Raw genomic sequence first — 20,495 nt, 5'->3', positions numbered from 1 at the left:
CGTCGGCGTGCCATGTAAGGGCTTTCTGCTCCTCGCGTAAGACACCGCTTACCGGCCCACCAGGAACTGGCGCGGGCGCGCTTTCTTCCCCGGTCCCATGGTTTTTGAAGAAGCCCGTGGCACCGGGTGGCCTTTTCTCCTACAAGGCCATGCTCGCCCCTCCGGCACAAAGCCGCGGGCAGCACACGTAAATTCAAGGACATGAAAACCGGCATGAGCCCACCCCACCACCCTTGTTTGCCTTTGTTGCGGATCGGCACCCCACCATGAAAATGCGAACCTACCTCGTGGAAGACAATCCGACCATCCGCGACAACCTGATCAGCACGCTGGAAGAGCTGGCGCCCGTGCAGTCGGTCGGCAGCTGTGAAACCGAAGACGAGGGCACCGAATGGCTGACGCACCATGAAGGCCAGTGGGACCTGGCCATCGTCGACCTGTTCCTCAAGCAGGGCAGCGGCCTCAGGATCCTGCAGGCCTGCCGCGAGCGCAGCCCCTCGCAGAAGATCGTGGTCTTCAGCAACTACGCCACGCGCGAAATGCGCATGCGCTGCGCCGAGCTGGGCGTGGACGCGGTGTTCGACAAGTCCACCGAAATCGATTGCCTGCTGGCCTACTGCCTCACGCAGAGCCGCAAGCTGGAAACCGCGGCCAATGACGACTCCAGGAACGCACTGGATGCAAGGCTGCAGTCCGCCTGAACCCCAACCCGCAGCACAGCCAGCCCGGACCATGAGCACACCTGCGGCTTCACTCGCCGATATGCCCCTTGAGCTGCCGCCCTATAGCGGGCCCAGGCGGCTGGACGACGATGTGTTCCAGACGGCCGAAGAAGCCGTGCTGGTTGAAGGGCAGGGCGGTGCCGCCGCGCTGCCGCTGCCGCCATCCGGTTCTGCCGTCGCCGGCAAGCGTGGTTTGCCGTTCACGCAGGCCGTCCGCGCGCATGTCGCGGCCCGGCCCGGCCAGTCAGCCCTGCTGGCCGCCGCGGCGGGCGCACTGGCCATGCTGGCCTTGCGTTCGCAACTGCGCGGCCGCCTGCAGCTGGCGCGCCGGTCCCGCTTGCGATAAGGCCGGGCGGGCACCCTGAATCAAGGTCAAGGAAAATCTCAATGCCCCTGCATCTTCATGTTCCCCAGCCGCCGCCCGGCACACCGGGCATCCATATTCCCGAGGAAGTCCCGCCGCTGATCGTGCCGCCCGAACCGGGCATGCCGCCCGAGATCACCGATCCGCCGCCGCCTGAGCCCACGCTGCCGATTCGCGAGCCGGGCACCCACGTGCCGCCCCAGGCCAGGCCGGCCAGGACTTCCGACTTCTAGCCATTCGCTTCCAGCTCAGGAGGCTTGCTGGCGCTGGTATTCGGCCCGCTTCATGCTGAGGTAGCTTTCCTTGTCCACCTCATGCAGCTGCCGGGCGTACTGCTCGGTCGCGTCGAACCAGTGTTGCAGCCGCGCCTCGAGTTGCTGGGCCGGCGGCTTGTCCAGCGAGGCCAGGTAGGCCTCTATGGCCAGGTAGTAGCGCATGGTGTTGCGCTCCACCGTGCCGCGCATGCCGTCCACAAAGGCGGTGGTGGTGCCGCGTTGCACCCGCGTGAAACCCACCTTGCCGCTGCCGGCCGTGGCCAGGTAGCCCTGCATGGCCAGGCGGCCGGCGACGCCGTAGCCGTAGGAGTAGCGCAGGTGCATAAAGGTCTTGCCGCCGGGAAGCGGCACCGCCTGCAGCTCGATACGGTAGTTGTTGGTGCCCAGGGGGCCTTTGTCCGACCTCAGGTTCGCCGCCAGGTAGTCGGGCGAGCTGGCGGCCAGACGGTAGCTGAATTGCAGCGCAAAAGCGTCTTCCAGTGGCTGCTCGGTCTTTTTGCCGATGTGCATGTTCAGCATGCTCGGGCTTTCGTCGGCGCTCGCATGGCAGTACTTGGTGTTGATGTGCAATATCAGCATCTCGCACCAGCGCCTGGGGCTTTTGAAGGCGCCGCTGACCGTGGCGAAGGGCGAATTCAGCACCGCATACGCGCTGCCGGTCACCTCATTGGCGCTTTCGGCCGACTCCAGGAACAGCGGCCTGCGGTAGGCATTCTGCGCAAGCTGCCCGGCCAGCTCCGCGTGCTTTTCGAGCAGGGCCGGCGCGCCGGATTCCGCATTCGCGGCGGCTGCCTGCGGCGCTTGCGCCGCGGCCGGGAAATGGGCGGCGCAAAGCAGCCAGCCGCACAGCAGGGCATGGCGCCCCAAACGTCGAAGAGAACTCATGGCCTCAGTGTGCCAGCGCGAACGAGGCCTGTTGTGCATACGCTCCCTCGTCCTACACGGAGTCGCCGCGAGCCTGAAGCTTGCGGCCGTTCAGGCTTGCGCCGTCTCCGCCCGCGCCGGCGAATCCGCCGCGGCGGTGGCTTCGAATTGCAGCGTGAGCCGGTTCTCCGCGCGAACCATGTGTACGGATTCCTGCTGCGCCAGTACCTGCACATCGCGCCAGTCCAGCAGGCGGTAGGGCGGCTTGTCCGCCGCGCGCATGGGCTCGGCGGCATCGTCCGGCTTGAGCTCGACGTGAAGGGAAAGAATGTCCTGCGCGAATTCCGCCCTTATGAGCACCTTGCCGGGCGCGGCGGCCGCATCGGTCAGCGCGATGAGGGCCGCGGTCAGCACGGTGCGAAGCGCCGACTGGGGCAGTTGCACAAGCGGGCCGCCGGTGTTGTCGACCACCGAAAAGCCCTTGAACGACAGCTGCGTCGCCACCATGCCCAGGCATTCCGCGATGCCCGCGCCGGCTATGACCAGCCGCTTTTCCTTGGGTGCCAGCCAGCTCATCAGGTCCACGCAGGATGCGGCCGCTTCCTTGGTCAGCGCCACGATATCGCGCGCGTTTCTCAGCAGGGCTTCCGGATCCGTGTCGGTTTTTTGCAGGCGCCGCTCCAGCATCGCCGCCACCATGGCAATCGGCTGCAGCGTTCCCGCCATGTTGTGGCGTATCACCGGGGCCAGCCGGCGCAGCAGCGCGTAGTGCGCCGCTTCCGCCTCGCACCTTTGCAATCCGCTTGCCTGTGTTGCTGTGCTGCTGGATGGAACGCTCATGGTGCTGCCGCCGATGGTGGTTTCACAAAAACTGCAGGCGAGTCTGCAGGGCCCACGCCGTGCAGCGACGCACATCCGGTCGCGATATTTTTCAAGGCGTAACTCCAAAATGTACAGCGCTCAAAGCGGAGCTCGTGTAAGCCAAAACCTACAGTTTGGCCCTTGTGACAAGCTCGCCGCACATTGTTTTCTCGCTTAGGAAAATAGTGTGCGATTTGATTGTCATTCTGTATCTTCGCGAGTAATCTCGGCACCCGTTTCTACAAAAAGTTACCCTCAATACAGGATGAACAGCATGGAAGCTTTGACCAAGCTTTCGGTGGTGGAGCGCGACACCGAATTGAAGTCCATTCTCAAATCCCTGAGCGCGCTCAGGCGTGGGGAAGCCGGCGTCACACTGCCAACCGAGTGGGACGGCGTCTATGGAAAGATCGCCGCCGAATTCAATCAGCTGTCGGCCATGACGACCGCGACCACCAGCCGCTGCAAAGGCCTGGCGTCCAAGTCCCGCCTGTCGACACGCGCCAGCCGGCGTCTGCCCGAGGAAAAACTCTCAGGCTTCTGGCTGCAGAACGCGATGGCCATCAACACCGTGCTCGACGAAGCCGAGACGGTCACGGAGCAGACCAAGGTGGTGCTGACCGCCTTGACCGACCTCAAAAAGGGCGACGCGCGCGCTTCATTGCCGCAAGACTGGACCGGTGTTCCCGGCAAGGTGGCCGATGCCTTTAACGACGTGGTTTCTGAAAACGTGCGCATGGCGCGCGAACTCGAACGCCTGAGCCGTGTGGTCGGCAAGCAGGGGCGCCTCAAGGAGCGGGCCTTTGTGCCCGACGCCTCGGGTTTCTGGCGCGACTCCGCCGAGTCCATCAATTCGCTGATCGCCGACCTGGTGCACCCGACCAGCGAAGTAGCGCGCGTGATAGGCGCCGTGGCGCAAGGCGACCTGTCCAAGAGCATGGCGCTGGAGGCCGAGGGCAAGGCGCTCGAAGGCGAGTTCCTGCGCACCGCCATGATCATCAACAAGATGGTGGAGCAGCTGGGCACCTTCTCGGCCGAGGTGACGCGCGTCGCGCGCGAAGTGGGCACCGAGGGCAAGCTGGGCGGCCAGGCCGACGTGCAGGGCGTTGCCGGCACCTGGAAGGACTTGACCGACTCGGTCAACTCCATGGGCTCCAACCTCACGGCGCAGGTGCGCAACATCGCCGAGGTGACGACGGCCGTGGCGGCCGGCGACCTGTCCAAAAAGATCACGGTGGACGTCAAGGGCGAGATTCTTGAACTCAAGAACACCATCAACACCATGGTGGACCAGTTGCGGTCCTTTGCGTCCGAAGTGACGCGGGTGGCGCGCGAGGTGGGTACCGAGGGCAAGCTGGGCGGCCAGGCCGACGTGCAAGGCGTGGCCGGCACCTGGAAGGACTTGACCGACAACGTGAACTTCATGGCCGGCAATCTGACGTCCCAGGTGCGCAACATCGCCGACGTGACCAAGGCCGTGGCAGCCGGCGACCTGTCCAAAAAGATCACGGTGGACGTCAAGGGCGAAATCCTGGAGCTCAAGAACACCATCAACACCATGGTGGACCAGCTTTCCTCATTCGCCTCCGAAGTGACGCGGGTGGCGCGCGAGGTGGGCACCGAAGGCAAGCTGGGCGGCCAGGCTGACGTGCAGGGCGTGGCCGGCACCTGGAAGGACTTGACCGACTCGGTCAACTCCATGGGTTCCAACCTCACGGGCCAAGTGCGCAACATCGCCGAGGTGACGACGGCCGTGGCCGCCGGCGACCTCTCCAAGAAGATCACGGTGGACGTGAAGGGTGAGATTCTCGAACTCAAGAACACCATCAACACCATGGTGGACCAGCTTTCCTCATTCGCCTCCGAAGTGACGCGGGTGGCGCGCGAGGTGGGCACCGAAGGCAAGCTGGGCGGCCAGGCCGACGTGCAGGGCGTTGCCGGCACCTGGAAGGACTTGACCGACTCGGTCAACTCCATGGGCTCCAATTTGACGGGCCAGGTGCGCAACATCGCCGAGGTGACCAAGGCCGTGGCGGCCGGCGACCTGTCCAAGAAGATCACCGTGGACGTCAAGGGTGAAATCCTGGAACTCAAGGCCACCATCAACACCATGGTGGACCAGTTGCGGTCCTTTGCCTCTGAAGTGACGCGCGTCGCGCGCGAAGTGGGTACCGAAGGCAAGCTGGGCGGCCAGGCCGACGTGCAGGGCGTGGCCGGCACCTGGAAGGACTTGACCGACTCGGTCAATTCCATGGGTTCTAACCTGACCGGCCAGGTGCGCAATATTGCCGAGGTGACGACGGCCGTGGCGGCCGGTGACCTGTCCAAAAAGATCACGGTGGACGTCAAGGGCGAAATCCTGGAGCTCAAGAACACCATCAACACCATGGTGGACCAGCTGCGATCCTTTGCGTCCGAAGTGACGCGCGTCGCGCGCGAGGTGGGCACCGAGGGCAAGCTGGGCGGCCAGGCCGACGTGCAGGGCGTTGCCGGTACCTGGAAGGACTTGACCGACTCGGTCAACTCCATGGGTTCCAACCTGACGGCGCAGGTGCGTAACATCGCCGAGGTGACGACGGCCGTGGCGGCCGGCGACCTGTCCAAAAAGATCACGGTGGACGTCAAGGGCGAGATTCTCGAGCTCAAGAACACCATCAACACCATGGTGGACCAGTTGCGGTCCTTTGCGTCCGAAGTGACGCGGGTGGCGCGCGAGGTGGGTACCGAGGGCAAGCTGGGCGGCCAGGCCGACGTGCAAGGCGTGGCCGGCACCTGGAAGGACTTGACCGACAACGTGAACTTCATGGCCGGCAATTTGACCAGCCAGGTGCGCAACATCGCCGACGTGACCAAGGCCGTGGCAGCCGGCGACCTGTCCAAGAAGATCACGGTGGACGTGAAGGGTGAGATTCTTGAGCTCAAGAACACCATTAACACCATGGTGGACCAGCTGCGCTCCTTTGCCTCTGAAGTGACGCGGGTGGCGCGCGAGGTGGGCACCGAAGGCAAGCTGGGCGGCCAGGCCGATGTGCAAGGCGTGGCCGGCACCTGGAAGGACTTGACCGACAACGTGAACTTCATGGCCGGCAACCTGACCAGCCAGGTGCGCGGCATTGCGCGCGTGGTGACGGCCGTGGCCAACGGCGACCTGGAGCGCAAGCTGACCGTGGAGGCCAAGGGCGAGATCGCCGCCCTGGCCGACACCATCAACGGCATGACTGATACGCTGGCCACCTTCGCCGACCAGGTGACCTCGGTGGCGCGCGAGGTGGGGGTGGAGGGCAAGCTGGGCGGCCAGGCCAAGGTGCCGGGCGCGGCTGGCACCTGGAAAGGCCTGACCGAAAACGTCAACCAGCTGGCCGCCAACCTGACAACCCAGGTGCGCGCCATTGCAGAGGTGGCGACCGCCGTGACCCAGGGCGATTTGACGCGTTCCATCACCGTGGAGGCTCTGGGCGAGGTGGCCGCGCTCAAGGACACCATCAATGAAATGATCCGCAACCTCAAGGACACCACCCAGGTCAACACCGAGCAGGACTGGCTCAAGACCAACCTGGCCAAGTTCAGCCGCATGCTGCAGGGCCAGAAAGACCTGGTGGCCGTGGGCCATTTGATCCTGTCCGAACTGGCGCCCGTGGTGGGCGCCCAGCAGGCCGAGTTCTACGTGCTGAGCTACACCCAGGAAAGGCCGCGCCTGCGCCTGATGGCCAGCTATGCCTCGGACGGGCAGGGCGCTTACGGCAAGGAAATCGACCTGGGCCAGGGCCTGATTGGCCAGTGCGCCTTCGACAAGCAGAAGATCCTGCTGACCTCCTCGCTGCCGCAGGGCCTTAGGATCTCGTCGGGCCTGACCGAGGTGGCGCCCATGGACATCCTGGTGCTGCCCATCATCTTCGAGGGCCAGGTCCGCGGTGTGGTGGAACTCGCCTCGGTCGAGCGTTTCAACCCCACGCACCAGGCCTTCCTGGACCAGCTCACCGAGAGTATTGGCATCGTGATCAACACGATTGAAGCCAATATGCGCACCGAAGACCTGCTGACCCAGTCGCAGTCCCTGGCGCAGGAGCTGCAAAGCCGGCAGGAGGAACTGCAGCAGACCAACGAGGAGCTGCAGGAAAAAGCCCACCTGCTGGTGCAGCAGAACGACGAGGTGGAGCGCAAGAACCAGGAGGTCGAGCAGGCCCGCCAGGCGCTCGAGGAAAAAGCCAAGCAGCTGTCGCTGACCTCCAAGTACAAGTCGGAGTTCCTGGCCAATATGTCGCACGAGCTGCGCACGCCGCTCAACAGCCTGCTGATCCTGTCCGACCAGCTGTGCAAGAACTCCGAAGGCAACCTGACCGCCAAGCAGGTGGAGTTTTCCAAGACCATCCATTCATCGGGCAATGACTTGCTGATGCTGATCAACGACATCCTGGACCTGTCCAAGATCGAGTCGGGCACGGTGGTGGTGGATGTCAACGAGCTGCGCCTGTCCGACCTGCAGATGTATGTGGAGCGCACCTTCCGCCACGTGGCCGAGGCCAAGAACGTGGACTTCCTGATCACCACCGGGCTGCAGCTGCCGGTGTCCATGGTGACCGACGTCAAGCGCCTGCAGCAAATCCTCAAAAACCTGCTGTCCAACGCCTTCAAGTTCACCCACCAGGGCCATGTGGCCCTGGCCATCGAGGAGGCCTTCACCGGCTGGAGTACCGACCACGAGGAACTCAACCGCGCCCAGCAAGTGCTGGCGTTTTCCGTCACCGACACCGGCATAGGCATTTCCGCCGACAAGCAGCAGATCATTTTTGAGGCCTTCCAGCAGGCCGACGGCTCTACCTCCCGCAAGTACGGCGGCACCGGCCTGGGCCTGGCCATCAGCCGCGAACTCTCGCGCCTGCTGGGCGGCGAGATACGCCTGTCCAGCGCGCCGGGCGAGGGCAGCAGCTTTGTGCTTTACCTGCCGCTGACCTATTCCTCCTGGCGCGGCGCGCGCAAGCCCGGCGGCAGCGCCGAGCAGCGCATGGAAACCGCCGCGCCCGTCAGCCGCCTGGGTTTTGAAAAGCAGGACATCGCCTTCGACGACGCCGCCCTGTCCCTGGATGCCCCCGCGCCGGCCGACGAGGCCGCGGACGACAGGCACAACATCCAGCCCGGCGACTTTGTGCTGCTGATTGTCGAGAACGACCTGGCTTTCGCCAGCTTTTTGCTGGACGCCGCGCGCGCCAAGGGCTTCAAGGGCCTGGTGACCTCGCTGGGCGCCGGCGCCCTGACGCTGGCGGCCGAATTCAAGCCCTCGGCCATCACGCTGGACATGCACCTGCCCGACATGGAAGGCTGGCGCGTGCTGGAGCGCATCAAGCAGGACTTCAGCGTGCGGCATATCCCGGTCTGCGTCATTTCCACCGACGATTCCCAGGAACGTGCCTACCGCAGCGGCGCCATGGCCTTTATCGCCAAGCCCATCCCCGCCAAGGAAGTGCTCGACGAGATGCTGGACCAGCTGCACCGCTATGTCTCGCGCCCGGTGCGGCATGTGCTGGTTGCCCTGCAGGACGAGGCCTTGCGCGCCGAGGTCACCGGCCTGCTGGGCCACAGCCATATCCTGTGCCAGACGGTGGCCTCGCTGGCGGACGTCAAGCCCGAGGACTTCGCGCGCTTTGAATGCGCCGTCACCGATGAGCCCTCGCTGGAGGACGGTTTCGAGCAGCTGCGCCATACCTTGCCGGCCCCCTCGGTGCTGGGGCCGCTGCCGGTGGTGGTCTGGCGCGAAGGCCCGATAGACGCGCTGCACCAGCCCGCCTGGCAGGCCCGCGACGGCTATCTGTTCCGCGAGGCCAGGTCCGTCCCGCGGGTGCTGGACCTGGCCCTGCATGCCCTGCATGTGAACGAGGCGCGCATGACGGAGCGGCAGCGCGGCACCTTGAGGACCCTGCACGACGCCAACAAGTCGCTCGCGGGCAAACGGGTGCTGATCGTCGACGACGACATGCGCAACATCTTCGCGCTGGCCACCGTGCTCGAGGAAGAGGGCATGGACATCGTCTGGGCCGACAACGGCCATGACGCCATCGCCAAGGTCGCCTCCGACCCCCGGCTCAGCGTGGTGCTGATGGACATCATGATGCCGGTGATGGACGGCCTGGTCACCATGCAGGAGATCCGCAAGTTGCCGGCCGGCAAGACCCTGCCCATGATCGCGGTCACCGCCAAGGCCATGAAGGGCGACCGCGAAAAATGCATAGAGGCGGGCGCCTGGGATTACCTGTCCAAACCCGTCAACACGGAGAACCTGCTCGCCGTGCTGCGCGCCTGGTTGCCGCGATGAGCGCCGTCCTCGCCATGCCGCAGGAGCCGGCAAGCATGCTGAACCCGGACCCGGTCAACATCCTGATCGTCGACGACCTGCCCGAAAAGCACGTCGTCATGGGCAGCATCCTCGAGGAGCTGGGGCAGAACCTCGTGAGCGCCCGTTCAGGCCGGGAGGCCCTGCGCCTGATCCTGGAAATGGAGTTCGCCGTCATCCTGCTGGACGTGAACATGCCCGACATCGACGGCCTGGAAACTGCCGGCCTGATACGGCAGTACAAAAAGAGCGCGCAGACCCCCATCCTGTTCATCACCGCCTACGTCGATGAAGCCCAGGCCGCCAAGGGCTATGCGCTGGGCGCGGTGGACTACATCTCGTCCCCGGTCGTGCCCGACGTGTTGCGTTCCAAGGTCAAGGTGTTTGTCGACCTGCACCGCATGCACCGGCAGCTGCAGCAGCAGGCCGCGCAGCGCGAGGCGCTGGCACGCTCCGAGGCGGCGCGCGCCGCCGCCGAAGACGCCACGCGCCGCGCCGCCTACCTGGCCGAGGCCAGCCAGCGGCTTTCCATGTCCCTTCATATCGACGCCACCGCCCATGCGCTGGCCGACATCGCGGTGCCCGGCCTGGGCGACATGGCGGCCGTCGCCTTGCTCGACGGCCATGGGAATCTGCACTGCCGCTGCCTGAAGATTTCGGGCAGCGCCGATCCCGCCGTGGGCCCGGTCTTGCTGGAATGCCAGCGCGACCTGAGCCCCTCCATGGCGGCGCTGGTGCGTGATGCCATGCTCACGCGGGACATAGCCTTCCTGCCCGCGACCGAGCTGTGCGCCGCGCAGCCCGCGGCCACGCCGCCCGCCGAGTGGCCGGAATTTCCGGCCGACCATGAAGAGATGGCCGTCTGCCCGCTGGTGGCCGGCGAGCAGCAACTGGGCGCGCTCATCTTGTTCGGCAGGGCCGGCGGCTTCGCGCAGGCCGATGCCGCCCTGCTCAGCGAAGTCGTGGGCCGGGCCTCCATCGCCATGGAGAACGCCAGGCTTTACACCCTGGTGCAGGAGGCCGACCGCCGCAAGAACGAGTTCCTCGCCATGTTGGCCCATGAGCTGCGCAACCCGCTGGCGCCCATACGCAATGCGGTGCACATCATCCACGGGGCCCAGGTCGCCGACCCGACCGTGGCCTGGGCGCGCGATGTGATCGCGCGCCAGGTGGACCACATGTCCAGGATGGTCGACGACCTGCTGGACGTCTCGCGCATAGTCCGCGGCAAGGTCACCGTGCACATGGAGGCGGTGCGGCTGTCCACCCTGTGCGAGCGCGCCGTCGAGGCCAGCAACCCCCTGCTGGCCGCCAGGCAGCAGGAACTCACGCTGGACATCCCCGGCGAGGCCATCGTCCTGCAGGGCGACCTGGTGCGCCTGTCGCAGGTGCTGTCCAACCTGCTCAACAACGCCTCCAAGTTCACCGATCCGGGGGGCAGGATCATCCTGGGTGCCGCCCTCCAGGGCGACGAGCTGTGCATCACCGTCTCGGACACCGGCCAGGGCATAGAGGCCGAATTCATGCCGCATATCTTTGACCTGTTCGCCCAGGGCGACCAGGCGCTGGACCGCGCCCAGGGCGGCCTGGGCATAGGCCTCACGCTGGTCAAGCACCTGGTGCAACTGCACCAGGGCAGGGTGGAGGCGCACAGCGAGGGGCGCGGCAAGGGCTGCCGCATCTCCGTGTACTTCCCGGCCCGCGTGATGGCCGAGGGAGCCGCGCCGCCCGTCGCACACGCACCCAAGCCCGCCAGGGCGGCGCCGGCGGCCTCCCGCAAAATCCTGGTCGTCGACGACCTGCCGGCATCGGCCGACACGCTGAAAGTCCTGCTCGAACTCGAGGGTTATGTGGTCAGGATCGCCAACGACGGTGCGGCGGCGCTCAAGGTGGCCCGGGAGTTTGCCCCCGACGTGCTCATCCTCGACATCGGCCTGCCCGGCATGGACGGCTTTGAAGTGGCCCGACAGTTGCGCAACAGCCCCGAATCCAGGGATGCCTTGATGATCGCGCTGACGGGCTACGGCGAGGCCGAGAGCCGCCAGAGGTCGCAACATGCTGGGTTTGACCATCATGTGGTGAAGCCAGCGGATATTGATTACCTGCTGTCTCTTGTGAGTGAACCGCTGGCGATTCGGAAGGAGCTTTAGGCGGGTCTTGCTCCGGCCTGGCGCGCTCTGCCTCCTCATCCTCCTCTTTCCTCTTCTTAGTTCAGCTGGCCGGGGTTGCCCGGCGGCAAGTAACTTTGGCGAAACCCGCAAAGCGGGTTTTCTTTTGTTCGCCAAAAGGCGCGCTGCGCGCGCGGGGTTCGCTCACTTCGCGTAGCGAAGTTACGCTAACACAAAAGTCACCAAACAAAACGCGACCCTGGTGTCTGCGTCCCTCCGCTGCGCTACGGGCAACCTGCGGTGCTCGGTCCAGGCGGGGTCTCGCTCGAACTCGCTAGGCTGCGCTTCGCTCAGACAATCGCGATCCCTGATCCGCCTGAACCTGCGCTCCTCGGCGCATACACAAGGGGTGGGGACAGGAATACCAAACAGCCGAATACCGAAATTCATAAGGACACGCCAAGGCGTGTCCTTGTTTTGTTTTGGAGTTCGATATTGGAGATTCCGGATTTCCCCGTCCTAGCGCATCGGCATGCCCGGCGTAATGGCGCGTAATGGTGTTCCAGCAAGCACGGTCCTACAGTGATTTCCCCTGGACAGTGAACCCGCCGATCCAGTGGACGCACACCATTTTTTCAAACCGGATGGAGAACGACATGACCGATGTAACCGTCAATATTGTGGGTGGAACCCAAGCGCAAAACACGACCGCCGTGACCGTGGGAAACGTCAGGTGGGGCCTCAACGGCACCGCGAACTTCGGCCAGCCGCAGAATGTGGCGGAAGGCATATGTGACCTCGTCGTCTATAAAACCACGGCCCCCAACCAGATTTCCATCAAGGTGGATGTATACGGCAATGTCGCGGTGATCAATATCACCGTGAACATGGACAACATTTCGGTGAACTGATCGACGCGCTACCCGCTCAGCGCCGTTCGGGCTTCAGTATTTCCGGCAAGCTCTCCACCTCGCTGAGCTTGTCCATCACCAACGCGATAAAAGCCGACACCGCCAGCGGCAACTGCCGCCGGCTGGGGTAAAGCACGCTGAGCCCGTGGCCCGTGCGCTGGTACTGCGGCAGCACGGGCAGCAGCCGCCCGGCCTGCACGTCCAGCCTGGCCATGGCGGGCGGCAGCAGTGCGATGCCCAGGCCGGCCAGTGTGGCCTTGCGCAGCGCCTGGGCGGTGTTGCCGCTGAAGCGTCCCGCGACCTGCACTTCCTCTTCCATGCCGCCGGGGCCTGTCAGGCGCCAGGTCGTTCGGCCGCTGGGGTGGGGCGAGGTCACGCAGTCGTGCTCCCGCAAATCCTGCAGCGTGGCCGGCGCGCCGCGCGCGGCGATGTAGGCCGGGCTGGCCACCATGCCGTCGCTGCGCGCGCCCAGCAGTTGCCGGCCCACGTAACCCGAGTCGCGCATGGGGCCGCCACGGAAAGCCACGTCGATCTGCTCGGCAATCAGGTCGGCGTGGGCGTCGCTGAGCACAAAGTCCAGCCGCACGCGCGGGTGCGCGGCCAGGAATTCGGCCACCCATTCCATGGGGAAAAAATCAAAAAAATCGGCGGTCGCCGCCACGCGCACCAGGCCGCTGGGCTCCTGGCTGCCGGTCGCCAGTTCCTGGCCGGCCTCGGCCAGCCCGTCGACCGCGCCCGCGCAGCGCTCATAAAAAGCCTGGCCCGCGCTGGTCAAGGTGAGTTTGCGCGTGGAGCGCTGCATCAGCCGTGTGACTAGCTGGTTTTCCAGCTGCTGGACGCGCCGGCTCAAGGTATTGGCCGGCAGGCCCAGCCGCCGCGCCGCCTCGGCAAAACTGCCGCAGCGCACCACCTGCACAAACATGGCGATGTCGTTGAGGTCCAGCATGGTTTATTCCTTCTTTGAATGGATGGGTGCAATCCGATTCTGCCGTCTAGTCAATCAATGGGTGTCGCCCTAATCTTCCGTCCATGGGCTGCCCAGGCCTCCCACCTTGTTTTTCAGGACCATCCCATGAGCTCAAACACCCCCCGTATCGGCATCATCATCGGCTCCACCCGCGAAGGCCGCTTCGGCGACAAGCCCGCGCAGTGGATTCATACGCTTGCCCAGCAGCGCACAGACCTGGCCTTTGAGCTGATAGACCTGCGCGACCATCCGCTGCCTTTCTTCGCCGAGCCCATGTCGCCGGCCTGGGCGCCCGTGAAGAACGAGGCCGCGCAGCGCTGGGCCGCCAGACTCGCCACGCTGGACGGCCTGATCGTGGTCACGCCCGAATACAACCACGGCCCCAGCGCCGTGCTCAAAAACGCCTTGGACTATGCCTACAAGGAGTTCATCCGCAAACCCATAGGTTTTGTCGGCTACGGCGGCGTGGGCGCGGCGCGGGCCGTCGAGCAGCTGCGCCTGGTCGCCACCGAGCTGCAGATGGCGCCCGTGCGCAATGCGGTGCACATCGGCATGGTCGAGTTCATGGGCATCTGGAAGCAGGGCAAAAGCTTTGAAGACTTTCCGCACCTGGCCCAGGCCGCCACCGGCCTGCTGGACGACATGGCCTGGTGGGCGAGGGCGCTCAAGACCGCCAGGGAGGCCGTATGAGCAGCGCCGCAGTTGCAACGGCCGCCCGCGCCATCGTGCACCGCACGCGCGGCAGCGCCCACGGGCCCATCACGCGGCTGGTCAGCCCCGGCGACCTGGGTGAGTTCCTCAAGCCTTTTGTCTTCCTGGACCTGTTCGGCTTCAAGCCGGCGGCCGGCCACAAAGGCTTCGGCATGCACCCGCACTCGGGCATCGCCACGCTGACCTATATGGTCGAAGGCCAGGTCGGTTATGAAGACACGACCGGCAAGAAGGGCGTGCTGCCGGCCGGCGGCGTCGAGTGGATGCGCGCGGGCAATGGCGTCTGGCACACCGGCGCGCCGGTCAGCGATTCACCGGTCCAGGGCTTCCAGCTCTGGGTCGCGTTGCCGGCCGCGGAAGAAAACGCGCCGGCCGAAAGCCTTTACCTGTCGCCCGGGCAGTTGCCGCAAGAAGGCCCGGCGCGTGTGCTGCTGGGCCGCTACGGCGCGGCGCAAAGCCCGATTCCCGCGCCGGCCGACATGAATTACCTGGCCGTCACGCTGAAGGACGGCGAGCAGTGGCGTTACACACCGCCCGAAGGCCACTCCGTGGGCTGGGTCGCGGTCAACCAGGGACGGCTGGATGCGGGCGACGAGAGCGGCGGCCCCTTAGCCACCGGCGAACTCGCGGTGTTCGAAGAATCCGGCGAGGCCATAGCCTTCACGGCCCAGGGCGACACGGCCTTTGTGCTGGGCTCGGCCGTCAAACATCCGCATGAACTGGTCATGGGGTATTACTCGGTGCACACCAGCCGGGCCGCGCTGGCCCAGGGGGAGGCCGAGATCCAGCGGATAGGGATGCGGCTGCGCGAAGAAGGGCGCCTGGGCTAGCCCTTGTCCGGTATGCGGGCGGAGGACGCCAATCTCCATAATGCCCCCTAATGCCAAAAAACCCTCCCCTGAGCGGAGGGGTTTTTTCTGCCTGAAAGATCCCCCACAAAGTGGCGCGAGGTGGGATGATGGGGCTTCATTGCCCGGGGAAGCCATCTCTTCCCCATGCGGACACTGCAAGTCCAGTCAAGGAGCCGCATCATGATCAGACTGCTCTACCTCAGTGACGCCCATGAAGGCATCAACGAAGAAGCCGTGAACGGCGTCCTGAAAAGCGCGGCCAAAAACAACCCGCCCCTGGGCATCACCGGCCTGCTGGTATTCGGGGGCGGCGTGTTCGCCCAGATCCTGGAAGGCCCGGAGCAGGCGGTGCTGAGGAAGTATGTGCAGATCGCGACCGACATGCGCCACCACAACTGCCGCATCGTCTACATCACGACGACCCAGGAACGCATCTTCAAGGACATCTCCATGGCGGCGCTTGAAGCACAGCCCATGGAGATGGAGCACATTGCCGAACTGGACGCCCGCCGGCATGAAACCGTGCCGGCGGATGCGTTCACGGACCTGATGCATGTGTTTTTTTCAAGAATACAGGCGCTGCCTTGATATGGAGAGCTCGGGTGCCGGAGTGCCAAACTGTAGAACTGATGGCTACGCTTTCAGCCTAATATTCGGGTCAACCCGCAGTAAAAAGTTAGCATTTTCAGCAAGCGCGTCAGTATGATGGCCCAAAGCGTGCTTGTGACGTTTGGTTACCAATTCGGGTAGCCACAGCCCAGTTACCTCAACGCCAAACGCCACTGCTTCGGGAGCCCAACATGCGTCATCTGTCCCTCATTTCCTTTTCACTGGCAGCCGCCTGCCTGCCACCGGCCGCCCAGGCGCAAAACTGCGAGGGAGGGGCCTATATGAACCCCCAGCTCTTCCGCGGTGAGGCCGCCTACCAAAGCGCGGTGGCCGAACAGGAAATGCATGCCTTCATAGGCCGCGCCGGCCTGCCGCAGACGCCGCTGTACGCCATCAAGAAAGTGGACGACATCACCGCCTCGGGGCGCACACCGTATTGCTGGGTCTACACCAACCAGGTCACCGGCCTGATGAGCGGCTACAAGCTCGCGGTGTTCAACAATGAAGTGGTCCAGCCCGCCGTGCTGGCCATCACCGTGGTCGGCAAGGCCGCGACGGACGCGGGCGCCGTGGCGCTGAAAACCCTGCCGCCGGCCGAGCAGAAAGCCGTGCTGGACCAGCTGCAGCGCTCCAAATGTTTTGGCACGGCCGCCGGCGTGGAGGCCGCCATCGCCAAAGCCGAGGGCCTGTGCGGCAATGTGGAGGACGTCGCGCCGCAAGCCACCGTCGGCCAGCAGGGCCTGATCGCCAAAGCCGTTTTTGCGTGGGAGGAGCAGTCCTGGGCAGGCGTCGTCACCCGCGAGCCCGCCGCACTGGGCGTTAGCCTCAAGGGCCTGGCCGGGCGCTCCGAAAAAGTGCACCAGGCACGCCTCGTGGTGGTGCCGACCAAGGCCACCAGTGTCGGCTTTGGCTTGTACCTGCACGCCAGCGTGCCCGATGCCGCCGCCAAGAAGGCCATTGCCGCCTTCCAGGGACTGACCTCACCGTCCAAGCCGCTTGCCGTGGCCATGGACCTGGGCCCGCAGTTCTCCTTTGTGGTGCCGACGGCGGAGCAGCTGGAGAAGATGCGCGCGGCGATAGGGTTGGGCAAATAAAGCCCTGCGTTGGGCGTGCGGCACCCGAACCGGCCATTTGAGCCGCCGTCCCGCGCGCAAGCCAGGCGGCGGTCACCTGCATACGTCTTAGCGCTCGACGTATTGCGTGGCGGCACGCGTTGGTTGAAATGAGGCGGCGGGAAGAGCAGCTCGGGGTTTACCGAGGTGTCGCAGCACTATTGATGCTTCCAGATACCAAGTCGTCTGTTTTCACCGTCACTTCCGATCCCACCGGAAATTGTGTCAACGAAACCGAAACGGCCTCGAACAGGCAATCTGATCCGATGCCCGCTCGATAGAGGGTGTGTTCGCTACCAACTGGCAGGTCAATGCCTTTGCTGCGAACAATACGGAGTCGCAGCGCGCTTACTGCGGTTGCTGGCCACCCCGGCAAACGGGGCGGGGCGATAACTTCAGCACTTCCCAAAACAATGGCATCGAACTCGTAACGACGCGTGCGCTCAGGAGGGTAGATCGGCTTGCCATCGGCACCAAGAGGAGGCGGCGGCATAGAGCAAGCAGCGGACAGCGCTGGGAAGCCTACAAATAAGGCTATTGCCGCAGGTGCCAGGTAGCGAATGGGCATATCGTTCGGTCCTTCTTTATGTTCTACGTGATGGCTGGCTGCGCGATACTTGTGCGAATAGACAGTATGCCTAAAGGATTCATATGTCGATCGCGTGGGATGAGTTGGATCTATATAGAAATCGCGATTACCTGTCGCGCTCCTACGCAGAGCGTCATAAAAAGGATCTCGCTGCCGACAAGGCTTGGCAGATCATTGCAGCCTTAGAGCAAGGCAAACAGTACCTTGACGCGGCTCCTAGTGTCGCGCCGATAGCCAGGCCTTTACTGCTGTACTACGGGGTACTCACTTTATCTCGGGCGGTAATTCTGTTTCTGTCGCCCGATAGGGTTGAAAGCGACCTTAGCCCGCTACATGGGATTACACATAAACACTGGGGAGACACGTTGAGAAAAGGGCCAGATGCGATGCGTGAATTGCAGATGGCCACACAAAAGGGAGGAACATTTCTTGAACTCGTTGAGGCTACAAAGAACGCGGATTGGTTCGCGCCTGACAGAACACACTTGCGAGATGTGGGAGCTACTCTCATGTCCCCTACGCCACTGCCAAATAATTTTGATTTCACTTTTAGGGAAATTGTGGAGCGTGTACCCGAGTTGAGTAATCTCTATGAAAAAGTCTTTCGAGAGAGCAATGAATGTTTCGAGGGAGGGGCCTATTCAAGCTCTACGAATGATCAGCCGATAAACATCAGCGTTATGGCGAAGGGAGCGGAAGTTCGACATAAGATCGACGACTTCCTCATCCTCCTTCAAGCAGCTAAAAAATCGGCTGTAACCGTTCAGGTATCAACTGAAAATCAGAAGCAGGTGTGGACTGTCACCGTGGATCTCACACAAGGAGGGACTCCAGAGGATCTGCGAGTTCCGGTGAATTGCTATGGCGCGCGCTCCACTAGAAATTCAATACGAGAGCAGTATTTCATTTGGCCTATTCGTGATAAATATTCATTGTCACTCGTTGCTCGAACCTTTTTACTCTCATACTTCATGGGCACGTTAGCTAGGTACTATCCATCCGTATGGATGTCCGGATTGGGACAGGACGGCAGGACGTTACCCTTCCCGCTATTGAATGCCTCGGTGAGCTATGTTCATGAGATTTTTCCCATACTAGTAGAGCGCGAATTCAAAGGCTCGGAATAAATGGGTAGATCGCTGCTGTCGGTCAAAAGCGGGCATTAACTGCTCAACCAGCGCAAAGACTGGGAAGATGTTCAGAGCTGCGGTCAAGAAGAATGCCGCAGCTTTTTTATTGGCTGATTGGCGCCACAGACAGACGCTTCTCAATGTGCATGGCTAAGTTAACCTAAGCGCTACTTCTTAAAAGCTTTCGCTAACTCGATAGCCATGTCTTTGACCATAGAGGCATCGAGAGGACTGTTGACGACGTGTGCTTCTACACCTTTGCCAAAATAAACGGAGGTAAGGTGCTGACGAATTTCAACTTTCTTGTCCTCTGGCATTAATTCAATGAAGGGGCCAATAGACGCGAGCTCAAGTTCTGTCTGCCGGGCTCGATCAGAGTTTGTTCGGTGCCGAGCAGATTCACGCGCCGTGTACCAAGCTGGTGCCGTGATGGCAATCGCGTAAAGCAATCGAATAACTACAGATCCCGCATTCTCGGCGTTGAATGGTTGCCCCCAGAATTTGACGAATGTAGCTATTGCAACTCCGATCCCCACTACAAAGAATAAAACGGTGGCCCATCGCCAGAAATTTGCTTCTGCAGACTCTTTATTGGCAATCTGCTGGTAGTTACCGGTGACCCCAATGTTCCCCACAACTTGCACAAGCTGCGCCGCTTGAACTCGTTGATCCTCAATTTTTTGAATTAGACGATTACTTTCACCTAGTGATTTTTCCTTGAACTCTGAGAATTGCTTAGAGAATTCACCAATGACCGCATCAAATCCCGCAGCGCGAGCGGTCTCCTTTTCGGCGAACGACTGCTCAAGCTTGGCGACGGTGGCTGCAGCTTCTGCGCGTTCCTTTGCCGCTCCTTCAGTCAGGGTTTCAAACCGTGAGACCTGCGCATCGGCCTTAGCTGTCAGCTCTGTGAGTTTTTCTGAAAGACCTGCTTGCTGATCGAGAAGTTGGTTAATTGCATTTCGCGAAGATTCAGCCTGCGACTCCAAAAGTGTTGAAAGTGATTTAACAGATAGTGACTGTGTTTTTGGAAGAAACCCCCATAACAGATGCATGACGGTCTGTTCAAACTGGGTAACAGCATTAACGAAATGGCCGGAATTTTTATCTGAAAGAAATGCAGTTAGCTCACCCAACGGCGCTTGCAGATTGGCTTGAATTTGATTGAGTGCGACTAGGCTGGTCAACTCGGCTGGCGTTATCGCAACGAGTTCTTGTATCACGCGAGCAATTGCAAATACTTTATCGCGGGCAAATGCGTGCTCCGCATTTTCCAGAATAGCTGGATCAGAAAACTCCTTTGTACGCTGCATCTCAAGGATGCTAGTGAGCGCAGCACGGATAGGATGATCCTGATAAGCAGAGGTCGACACAATATTCTTTCGGTGAGTTTTGGAACGTCGCATTGCCTTTACAACGTCCATCGCTCGATTCTAGGGAAGAGGTAGCACGCGGCCATCCTCCAACTGGAGGGTGAAACCAATTAATTTGATATGGATTAAGAGATAGCTCTTAAAGGGACATTCAAACGACTTGGTGATGGTGTCGGCGAGTGATTTCTCTGAAAACCTCCATCGTGGGTCGAGGCAAGTCGATCTTGAACGCTGCCATCTCCTCCGACCACGTGGTCTTGGCTTTCAGACACAAACGGCATGCCAGCCAAGCTGAACGCCTTCTATCCGCGGGAAATAATCACCCATCCGACCAACCCAACAGCGACAACCAACAGAACCCCATAGCCCCAAAACCGCCCACTCTTGCGCTGCCTTTCCGTACAGGGGAGACAGTAGAGAAAGGTATCGCCCTTATAGTGCGAGACGGGAAACAAAGACCCGCTGGAGTCGCAGGCATAGCAGCGCATGGCCAGGTTGCGCTTCTTTCCGCGTGAGTCCCGGTATACCTGCACAACAAGAGTGATGACCGGGAAGACACCCAGGACTGTGATCAAGAAAGAAGCTGTGGCCATTTCCATTGGCCTATTAGAACCGTAGCCGGGCGCTCTTCGTTGAAAAAGTGCGCCGGGGTGCAATGGGTGCCATGGCTTGCCTATACATTAGGCGGTCGCCTCCCCGGCATCTCCAGCGCATAACACCAAT

The 20,495-nt window shown here is 62.4% G+C and carries 16 protein-coding genes; 11 read left to right on the top strand and 5 right to left on the bottom strand.

The annotated features are described in order from the left end of the window. Positions 1 to 266 precede the first annotated feature (266 nt). The 3 genes from ACEN9P_RS23660 to ACEN9P_RS23650 are packed head-to-tail and all read left to right on the top strand — an operon-like array spanning position 267 to position 1,319. A complete protein-coding gene (locus ACEN9P_RS23660) occupies positions 267 to 701 on the top strand; it encodes a response regulator (RefSeq protein ID WP_477716015.1) in 435 nt (144 codons plus the stop codon). A 31-nt stretch (positions 702 to 732) separates the two neighbouring features. Then, complete coding sequence (locus ACEN9P_RS23655) at positions 733 to 1,068, top strand: hypothetical protein (RefSeq protein WP_495620660.1); 336 nt, start codon at positions 733 to 735, stop codon at positions 1,066 to 1,068. A gap of 41 nt (positions 1,069 to 1,109) precedes the next feature. Further along, positions 1,110 to 1,319, top strand: coding sequence for a hypothetical protein (locus ACEN9P_RS23650; RefSeq protein WP_477663083.1), 210 nt, complete (start codon positions 1,110 to 1,112; stop codon positions 1,317 to 1,319). Between the two features lie 15 nt (positions 1,320 to 1,334). On the opposite strand, the gene ACEN9P_RS23645 is transcribed toward ACEN9P_RS23650, so the two are convergent. Both ACEN9P_RS23645 and ACEN9P_RS23640 read right to left on the bottom strand, forming a co-directional pair. Next, entirely contained in the window at positions 1,335 to 2,246 is a 912-nt protein-coding gene (locus tag ACEN9P_RS23645) for a hypothetical protein (RefSeq protein WP_477663084.1), read from the bottom strand. A 90-nt stretch (positions 2,247 to 2,336) separates the two neighbouring features. Next, positions 2,337 to 3,065 carry a hypothetical protein gene (locus tag ACEN9P_RS23640; protein WP_495620659.1) on the bottom strand — a complete coding sequence of 243 codons (729 nt, stop codon included), beginning with the start codon at positions 3,063 to 3,065 and terminating at the stop codon, positions 2,337 to 2,339. Between the two features lie 295 nt (positions 3,066 to 3,360). Between ACEN9P_RS23640 and ACEN9P_RS23635 the strand changes: the two genes are divergently transcribed. From ACEN9P_RS23635 to ACEN9P_RS23625, 3 genes are all read left to right on the top strand, one after another. Next, positions 3,361 to 9,393: a hybrid sensor histidine kinase/response regulator gene (locus ACEN9P_RS23635; protein ID WP_495620658.1), complete on the top strand. Its 6,033-nt coding sequence runs from the start codon at positions 3,361 to 3,363 to the stop codon at positions 9,391 to 9,393. Beyond that, a complete protein-coding gene (locus ACEN9P_RS23630; RefSeq protein WP_495620657.1) occupies positions 9,390 to 11,561 on the top strand; it encodes a response regulator in 2,172 nt (723 codons plus the stop codon). Before ACEN9P_RS23635 ends, ACEN9P_RS23630 begins: the two co-directional genes overlap by 4 nt. A gap of 614 nt (positions 11,562 to 12,175) precedes the next feature. Continuing rightward, positions 12,176 to 12,430, top strand: coding sequence for a hypothetical protein (locus tag ACEN9P_RS23625; RefSeq protein WP_477664830.1), 255 nt, complete (start codon positions 12,176 to 12,178; stop codon positions 12,428 to 12,430). Between the two features lie 16 nt (positions 12,431 to 12,446). Here the strand turns inward: ACEN9P_RS23625 and ACEN9P_RS23620 are convergent, their stop codons facing one another. Beyond that, positions 12,447 to 13,376, bottom strand: a complete 930-nt coding sequence (locus tag ACEN9P_RS23620; RefSeq protein WP_477701041.1) for a LysR family transcriptional regulator — start codon at positions 13,374 to 13,376, stop codon at positions 12,447 to 12,449. A gap of 126 nt (positions 13,377 to 13,502) precedes the next feature. Here ACEN9P_RS23620 and ACEN9P_RS23615 point away from each other — a divergent pair, with 126 nt between their 5' ends. The 4 genes from ACEN9P_RS23615 (at position 13,503) to ACEN9P_RS23600 (ending at position 16,662) form a co-directional block, all read left to right on the top strand. Beyond that, a complete protein-coding gene (locus ACEN9P_RS23615; RefSeq protein WP_495620656.1) occupies positions 13,503 to 14,087 on the top strand; it encodes an NADPH-dependent FMN reductase in 585 nt (194 codons plus the stop codon). Then, positions 14,084 to 14,938, top strand: a complete 855-nt coding sequence (locus ACEN9P_RS23610) for a pirin family protein (RefSeq protein WP_495620655.1) — start codon at positions 14,084 to 14,086, stop codon at positions 14,936 to 14,938. Before ACEN9P_RS23615 ends, ACEN9P_RS23610 begins: the two co-directional genes overlap by 4 nt. A 201-nt stretch (positions 14,939 to 15,139) precedes the next feature. Further along, positions 15,140 to 15,547 carry a BLUF domain-containing protein gene (locus tag ACEN9P_RS23605; RefSeq protein WP_477664595.1) on the top strand — a complete coding sequence of 136 codons (408 nt, stop codon included), beginning with the start codon at positions 15,140 to 15,142 and terminating at the stop codon, positions 15,545 to 15,547. Positions 15,548 to 15,849: 302 nt separating this feature from the next. Further along, positions 15,850 to 16,662 (top strand): hypothetical protein, encoded by an 813-nt coding sequence (locus ACEN9P_RS23600; protein WP_495620654.1) that lies wholly within the window; start codon positions 15,850 to 15,852, stop codon positions 16,660 to 16,662. 157 nt (positions 16,663 to 16,819) lie between these two features. On the opposite strand, the gene ACEN9P_RS23595 is transcribed toward ACEN9P_RS23600, so the two are convergent. Then, positions 16,820 to 17,248, bottom strand: coding sequence for a hypothetical protein (locus tag ACEN9P_RS23595; RefSeq protein WP_495620653.1), 429 nt, complete (start codon positions 17,246 to 17,248; stop codon positions 16,820 to 16,822). A gap of 83 nt (positions 17,249 to 17,331) precedes the next feature. Here ACEN9P_RS23595 and ACEN9P_RS23590 point away from each other — a divergent pair, with 83 nt between their 5' ends. Next, positions 17,332 to 18,396 (top strand): YaaC family protein, encoded by a 1,065-nt coding sequence (locus ACEN9P_RS23590; RefSeq protein ID WP_495620652.1) that lies wholly within the window; start codon positions 17,332 to 17,334, stop codon positions 18,394 to 18,396. Between the two features lie 170 nt (positions 18,397 to 18,566). Here ACEN9P_RS23590 and ACEN9P_RS23585 read toward each other — a convergent pair whose 3' ends face one another. Next, positions 18,567 to 19,823 carry a hypothetical protein gene (locus tag ACEN9P_RS23585; protein ID WP_495620651.1) on the bottom strand — a complete coding sequence of 419 codons (1,257 nt, stop codon included), beginning with the start codon at positions 19,821 to 19,823 and terminating at the stop codon, positions 18,567 to 18,569. Between the last annotated feature and the right edge of the window lie 672 nt (positions 19,824 to 20,495).

It is taken from the genome of Polaromonas sp. Polasp52, from assembly GCF_059491565.1.
The sequence above is the reverse complement of the archived record's forward strand: the minus strand, read 5'-3'. Positions and strand labels throughout refer to the sequence as shown.

What these genes read in the sequence shown, in the direction of transcription:
- ACEN9P_RS23660 (WP_477716015.1), top strand. Translation starts at nt 267, where the DNA reads ATGAAAATGCGAACCTACCTCGTGGAAGACAATCCGACCATCCGCGAC.
- ACEN9P_RS23655 (WP_495620660.1), top strand. Translation starts at nt 733, where the DNA reads ATGAGCACACCTGCGGCTTCACTCGCCGATATGCCCCTTGAGCTGCCG.
- ACEN9P_RS23650 (WP_477663083.1), top strand. Translation starts at nt 1,110, where the DNA reads ATGCCCCTGCATCTTCATGTTCCCCAGCCGCCGCCCGGCACACCGGGC.
- ACEN9P_RS23645 (WP_477663084.1), bottom strand. Translation starts at nt 2,246, where the DNA reads ATGAGTTCTCTTCGACGTTTGGGGCGCCATGCCCTGCTGTGCGGCTGG.
- ACEN9P_RS23640 (WP_495620659.1), bottom strand. Translation starts at nt 3,065, where the DNA reads ATGAGCGTTCCATCCAGCAGCACAGCAACACAGGCAAGCGGATTGCAA.
- ACEN9P_RS23635 (WP_495620658.1), top strand. Translation starts at nt 3,361, where the DNA reads ATGGAAGCTTTGACCAAGCTTTCGGTGGTGGAGCGCGACACCGAATTG.
- ACEN9P_RS23630 (WP_495620657.1), top strand. Translation starts at nt 9,390, where the DNA reads ATGAGCGCCGTCCTCGCCATGCCGCAGGAGCCGGCAAGCATGCTGAAC.
- ACEN9P_RS23625 (WP_477664830.1), top strand. Translation starts at nt 12,176, where the DNA reads ATGACCGATGTAACCGTCAATATTGTGGGTGGAACCCAAGCGCAAAAC.
- ACEN9P_RS23620 (WP_477701041.1), bottom strand. Translation starts at nt 13,376, where the DNA reads ATGCTGGACCTCAACGACATCGCCATGTTTGTGCAGGTGGTGCGCTGC.
- ACEN9P_RS23615 (WP_495620656.1), top strand. Translation starts at nt 13,503, where the DNA reads ATGAGCTCAAACACCCCCCGTATCGGCATCATCATCGGCTCCACCCGC.
- ACEN9P_RS23610 (WP_495620655.1), top strand. Translation starts at nt 14,084, where the DNA reads ATGAGCAGCGCCGCAGTTGCAACGGCCGCCCGCGCCATCGTGCACCGC.
- ACEN9P_RS23605 (WP_477664595.1), top strand. Translation starts at nt 15,140, where the DNA reads ATGATCAGACTGCTCTACCTCAGTGACGCCCATGAAGGCATCAACGAA.
- ACEN9P_RS23600 (WP_495620654.1), top strand. Translation starts at nt 15,850, where the DNA reads ATGAACCCCCAGCTCTTCCGCGGTGAGGCCGCCTACCAAAGCGCGGTG.
- ACEN9P_RS23595 (WP_495620653.1), bottom strand. Translation starts at nt 17,248, where the DNA reads ATGCCCATTCGCTACCTGGCACCTGCGGCAATAGCCTTATTTGTAGGC.
- ACEN9P_RS23590 (WP_495620652.1), top strand. Translation starts at nt 17,332, where the DNA reads ATGTCGATCGCGTGGGATGAGTTGGATCTATATAGAAATCGCGATTAC.
- ACEN9P_RS23585 (WP_495620651.1), bottom strand. Translation starts at nt 19,823, where the DNA reads ATGGACGTTGTAAAGGCAATGCGACGTTCCAAAACTCACCGAAAGAAT.